Annotated in this window: 2 protein-coding genes; one reads left to right on the top strand and one right to left on the bottom strand. The window is 61.4% G+C overall.

The window, feature by feature from the left end; all coding sequences use genetic code 11:
• Positions 1–64: 64 nt before the first annotated feature.
• Positions 65–4,018 (bottom strand): trifunctional transcriptional regulator/proline dehydrogenase/L-glutamate gamma-semialdehyde dehydrogenase, encoded by a 3,954-nt coding sequence (putA, locus tag ACE04F_RS24650; RefSeq protein ID WP_486110307.1) that lies wholly within the window; start codon positions 4,016–4,018, stop codon positions 65–67.
• A 459-nt stretch (positions 4,019–4,477) separates the two neighbouring features.
• Here putA and putP point away from each other — a divergent pair, with 459 nt between their 5' ends.
• Positions 4,478–5,962, top strand: a complete 1,485-nt coding sequence (gene putP, locus ACE04F_RS24645) for a sodium/proline symporter PutP (RefSeq protein WP_486110306.1) — start codon at positions 4,478–4,480, stop codon at positions 5,960–5,962.
• The last annotated feature ends 362 nt before the right edge of the window (positions 5,963–6,324 follow it).

Below are 6,324 nucleotides of genomic sequence, written 5' to 3'. Positions count from 1 at the left end.
GCCCCGCTCCCACATTGGGTTTCGATTGCCAGGCACCCATTGCAGGCGCCTGGTTTATAGCGGTTTAACCGATCGTCATCAGGCTGGCGTTACCACCTGCCGCCGCGGTGTTGACGCTCAGCGCGCGTTCGATCACCAGGCGTTCCAGGGCGATATTGGTTTCGCCCTGGGACAAACCGTGGACCCCGACGATCGCACCGGCGCGCTTGGCGACTTGCTGGCAGACGCCACGCAACTGGTCCGAGTCGCCGTGGTGCAGGACTGCGTCAAACAGCACGTCGTCCTTGGTCCAATCGGCAACCCGCTGGATGCGCGCCTGAATGTCCTTCGGCAAGCGTGCGAACAACGCCTTGCTGGTGTCGGTTTCCGGCCACACGGCCGAGCCGCCTACGGCCAATACGGCCGCCAGTTGCGTCAGCAGGTCGCCTTCCACGTCCGCCAGGCACAACACGTGCTCGCGGGGCAGGATGGCGTAGCTGTTGCGTTCGCCGGTCGGGCCGGTCAGCTGGCGGGTGATGCCGCTTTGCGACTGGGCCGCGAACTGCACGCACAGGGCGCTCAGTTCGGCGAGCTTGTGGCTGTCGGCCCAGGCTTGCAGGGCGGTCAGCGGTTTGCTCATGGCGTCGCGCAAGCGCAGGTCCGGTGCCGACAGGGCATCGCCACGGACGAAGGACTGCTGGATCGCATCGGTAGGACGAGTCGACAACAAGCGGTACAGGTACAGCGGGCCGCCGGCCTTCGGACCGGTGCCCGACAGGCCTTCGCCGCCGAACGGCTGCACGCCGACCACGGCACCGACGATGTTGCGGTTTACATAGACGTTACCGGCATGGACGTTATCGATCACCTTGGCGATGGTTTCATCGATGCGCGTGTGCACGCCCAGGGTCAGGCCGTAGCCGGAGGCGTTGATCTGGCCGATCAACTGGTCCAGCTCCTTGCGCTTGTAGCGCACCACGTGCAGCACTGGGCCGAAGATCTCGCGTTGCAGCTCGTCGAAGCTTTCCAGCTCGATCAGGGTTGGCATCACAAAGGTGCCGCGCTTGGACTCCTCGCTGTCGGCAATCGCCATCTGGTACACGCTGCGACCTTTGTCGCGCATGGCCTGGATATGTTTCTCGATGCCGGCCTTGGCTTCGGCGTCGATCACCGGGCCGATGTCCACCGACAGGCGCTCAGGGTTGCCGAGGCGCGATTCGGCCATGGCGCCCTTGAGCATTTCGATGACGCGGTCGGCGGAATCTTCCTGCAGACACAATACACGCAGGGCCGAGCAGCGCTGGCCGGCGCTGTCGAAAGCCGAGGACACCACGTCGATGACCACTTGTTCGGTCAGGGCCGAGGAGTCGACGATCATCGCGTTCTGGCCGCCGGTTTCGGCGATCAGCGGGATCGGCCGGCCCTGGTTGTCCAGGCGTCCGGCGATGTTGCGCTGCAACAGGCGGGCGACTTCGGTGGAGCCGGTGAACATCACGCCTTTGACGCGATCATCACCCACCAGGCGGGCACCAACGGTTTCGCCACGGCCCGGCAGCAATTGCAGGACGCCTTCCGGAATGCCGGCCTCGAGCATCAGGCGCACAGCCTGGGCCGCCACCAAGGGGGTTTGTTCGGCAGGCTTGGCCAGTACCGGGTTGCCGGCGGCCAGTGCGGCAGCGACTTGGCCGCTGAAGATTGCCAGCGGGAAGTTCCACGGGCTGATGCAGACCACTGGGCCCAATGGGCGGTGGGCATCGTTGGTGAAATCGTTACGCGCCTGCACCGCGTAGTAGCGCAGGAAGTCCACGGCCTCGCGCACCTCGGCGATGGCGTTGGCGAAGGTCTTGCCGGCTTCGCGGGCCAGCAGGCCCATCAGCGGCTGGATCTCGCCTTCCATCAGGTCGGCGGCGCGCTCCAGGATCGCGGCGCGTTCGGCCGGTGGCGTGGCCTGCCAGATCGGCGCGGCGTTGAGGGCGCACTGGATGGCGTTGTCGACATCAGCGACAGTAGCCTCCTGCACGTGGCCAACCACGTCACGGTGATCGGCCGGGTTCAGCACCGGAGCCGGGGATTCTTCACTGGCGGCGCAGCCGAGCATCGGCGCGGCTTTCCAGTCGTTGTGGGCGGTGGCCAGCAAGGCGCAGGACAACGAGGCCAGGCGATGTTCGTTGGCCAGGTCGATACCGCTGGAGTTGGCGCGTTCGCTGCCGTACAAATCGCGTGGCAACGGAATACGCGGGTGCGGCAGGCCGAAACCGCCTTCCAGCGTCGCCATCTGCTCGATGCTCGCCACTGGATCGGCCACCAGTTCCTGGATGGAAATCGACTGGTCGGCGATGCGGTTGACGAACGAAGTGTTCGCGCCGTTTTCCAGCAAGCGACGCACCAGGTAGGCCAGCAGCGTTTCGTGGGTGCCGACAGGCGCGTACACACGGCACGGACGGTTCAGCTTGCCTTCGGAAACCTTGCCTACAACCTGTTCGTACAGCGGTTCGCCCATGCCGTGTAGGCACTGGAATTCGTACTGACCGGGGTAATAGTTCTGACCGGCGATATGGTAAATCGCCGACAAAGTGTGGGCGTTGTGCGTGGCGAATTGTGGATAGATGACTTCCGGCACCGACAGCAGCTTGCGGGCGCAGGCGATGTAGGAAACGTCGGTGTACACCTTGCGGGTGTAGACCGGATAGCCTTCCAGGCCTTCGACCTGGGCGCGCTTGATCTCGCTGTCCCAGTAGGCGCCTTTCACCAGGCGGATCATCAGGCGGTGACGGCTGCGACGAGCGAGGTCGATCACATAGTCGATGACATACGGGCAACGCTTCTGGTAGGCCTGGATCACGAAGCCAATGCCGTTCCAGCCGGTCAGCTGCGGCTCGAAGCACAGGCGCTCGAGCAGGTCCAGGGACAGTTCGAGGCGGTCGGCCTCTTCGGCGTCGATGTTCAGGCCGATGTCGTATTGCTTGGCGAGCAGGGTCAGCGACAACAGGCGCGGATACAGTTCGTCCATGACGCGTTCGTACTGCGCGCGGCTGTAACGCGGGTGCAGGGCCGAAAGCTTGATGGAAATGCCCGGGCCTTCGTAAATCCCACGACCGTGAGAGGCTTTGCCGATCGAATGAATGGCTTGCTCGTACGAGGCCAGGTACTTCTGGGCGTCATGTTCGGTAAGCGCGGCTTCACCGAGCATGTCGTAGGAATAACGGAAGCCCTTGGCTTCGAACTTGCTGGCGTTGGCCAGGGCTTCGGCGATGGTTTCGCCGGTGACGAACTGCTCGCCCATCAGGCGCATGGCCATGTCGACGCCCTTGCGGATCATCGGCTCGCCGCTTTTGCCGATAATGCGGCTCAGGGACGAAGTCAGGCCGGCTTCATTATGGGTGGCGACCAGTTTGCCGGTCAGCAGCAGGCCCCAGGTGGCGGCGTTGACGAACAGCGACGGGCTGTTGCCCAGGTGCGGCTGCCAGTTGCCGGTGCTGATCTTGTCGCGAATCAGTGCGTCGCGGGTGCCTTTGTCCGGGATGCGCAGCAGTGCTTCGGCGAGGCACATCAGCGCCACGCCTTCCTGGGACGACAGGGAAAATTCCTGCAGCAAGCCCTGGACAATACCGGCACGTCCGCCGGCGCTCTTCTGGTTGCGCAGTTTTTCCGCAATCGATGCCGCAAGCTTGTTGGTGGCCTCGGCCATTTCAGCCGGCAGGCGCGCCTGCTCGATCAGCATCGGCACCACTTCCGGCTCAGGGCGGCGGTAGGCGGCGGTAATGGAAGCGCGCAGGACCGATTGCGGCAGGATGCTTTCGGCGAACTCGAGGAAGCACTGGTGAGCGTGATCGGGTTGGACTTCGCCGGCATCATCACTGTCGACCCGGGTTGAACCGTTCAGCTCGGTCAGGGTTGCACCACCCTCGAGTTTTTCCAGGTAATTGAAAATTGCCTGTTTGATCAGCCAGTGCGGCGTGCGATCAATCGAGGTCGCGGCGGCCTTGAGGCGTTCGCGGGTTGGGTCGTCGAGTTTGACCCCAAGGGTGGTGGTAGCCATATTTTTATCCTCATGTTTACCACGTATGGCGTGGCATCAGCTGGCGGCAAGATTAGCTGCGCGCTGATAGAGGTGCAACCGGGTGCAACCGGTTTTTTGTCGGAATATCGAACAGCTCATCCGGAACCGTATAGGGCTGTTCCTTTAGTGCACTTACTTGGTGCGACTGCGCTCATGAGAGGCGTTGGTTTTGCACCAAAACAGAGCGAAACGCGACATTGGTGAGAGGATTCCGACTGGGTGCAACTTATTTCAACGAAACTGGTTGCACCTAATTTGATTTGTTGAATAGCATTCGCGGCCAAGGTGCAACCGGTTTGAGTCGGAGTGCATCGGCTGATGGCTTTCCTGGGGAAACATCAGTCATAAATTGCGGGTCCACAAAACGTCGGTACAGCGTCTGCGTTGTCCGGGTTTTCAACTGCCACCGCACCATAAAAACAAAGCCAGGGCGTACTCATGAGTTTCAGCAATCCTACCCTGATCACCTTCGTGATCTACATCGCAGCCATGGTCCTGATCGGCCTGATGGCTTATCGCTCCACCAACAACCTTTCCGATTACATCCTGGGCGGTCGCAGCCTGGGCAGTGTCGTGACGGCGCTTTCTGCCGGTGCCTCCGACATGAGCGGCTGGTTGTTGATGGGTTTGCCCGGCGCGATCTATATGTCCGGCCTGTCGGAAAGCTGGATCGCCATTGGTCTGATCATCGGTGCCTACCTGAACTGGCTGTTCGTGGCCGGTCGCCTGCGGGTGCAGACCGAGCACAACGGTGACGCACTGACGCTGCCGGACTACTTCTCCAGCCGCTTCGAAGACAAAAGCGGTTTGCTGCGGATTATCTCCGCGGTCGTGATCCTGGTGTTCTTCACCATCTACTGCGCTTCCGGCATCGTCGCCGGTGCCCGTCTGTTCGAAAGCACTTTCGGCATGTCCTACGAGACCGCGCTGTGGGCCGGTGCCGCCGCGACCATTGCCTATACCTTCATCGGTGGTTTCCTGGCCGTAAGCTGGACCGACACCGTACAAGCGACGCTGATGATCTTCGCATTGATCCTCACGCCGATCATCGTGTTGCTGGCCACCGGCGGCGTCGATACCACTTTCCTGGCCATCGAAGCGAAAGATCCTACGTCGTTCGACATGCTGAAAAACACCACCTTCATTGGCATCATCTCGTTGATGGGCTGGGGCCTGGGCTACTTCGGCCAGCCGCATATCCTGGCGCGCTTCATGGCGGCGGATTCGGTCAAGTCGATTGCCAAGGCGCGTCGCATCTCCATGGCCTGGATGATCCTGTGCCTGGGCGGCACCGTTGCCGTCGGTTTCTTCGGTATCGCCTACTTCTCGGCGCACCCTGAAGTGGCCGGTCCGGTGACTGAGAACCCTGAGCGCGTGTTCATCGAGCTGGCGAAACTGCTGTTCAATCCATGGGTTGCCGGTGTCCTGCTGTCGGCCATCCTGGCGGCGGTCATGAGCACCTTGAGCTGCCAACTGCTGGTGTGCTCCAGTTCCCTGACCGAAGACTTCTACAAGACGTTCCTGCGCAAGAGCGCTTCCCAGCTGGAACTGGTCTGGGTAGGTCGTTTCATGGTGCTGCTGGTGGCATTGGTTGCCATCGCCCTGGCCGCGAACCCGGAAAACCGTGTACTGGGCCTGGTGAGCTACGCCTGGGCCGGTTTCGGTGCGGCCTTCGGTCCTGTGGTACTGATTTCGGTGATCTGGAAAGACATGACCCGCAACGGCGCGCTGGCCGGGATCCTGGTGGGTGCGATCACCGTCATCGTCTGGAAGCATTTCGAGCTGCTCGGCCTGTACGAAATCATCCCTGGCTTCATCTTTGCCAGCCTGGCGATCTACGTGGTCAGCAAGATGGGTTCGCCAACCGCCGGCATGCTGCAGCGCTTCGAAGCGGCCGAGAAGGATTTCCGCTTGAATCAATAAGCCACTCGGCGAGGCCGTCATGGCTCGCTTGAAGGTTTGAATAACGGCTCGTCTCTTATGGAGGCGGGCCGTGTTTTTTTGGGGGACGCCGGCCAATGACGAGCGGCCTCGCTAAATTCTTCGGTCGCAGATAGAGAAACTTCCCACAGCAAATACGGAAAGCATGAAGGCGACAGCCAGACAACTCCTCTTTAAGGTTCAAAACCTTTCAACCTGCCACATGGATTGCCAGCAGGAGTTGCCATGCCTCATCCGCGTGATGTGCGCTTTACCTTCAGCTCAACCGCCGCCATCAACTTCGATGTAGTCGCGTTTGAACTTACCGAAGGACTGTGCGAACTGTATCGCCTGACCGTAGACTT

The organism is Pseudomonas sp. AGC41 (assembly GCF_057334555.1).
The sequence above is the reverse complement of the archived record's forward strand: the minus strand, read 5'-3'. Positions and strand labels throughout refer to the sequence as shown.

Coding starts and splice junctions, on each gene's coding strand:
- putA (WP_486110307.1), bottom strand. CDS start 4,018: ATGGCTACCACCACCCTTGGGGTCAAACTCGACGACCCAACCCGCGAA.
- putP (WP_486110306.1), top strand. CDS start 4,478: ATGAGTTTCAGCAATCCTACCCTGATCACCTTCGTGATCTACATCGCA.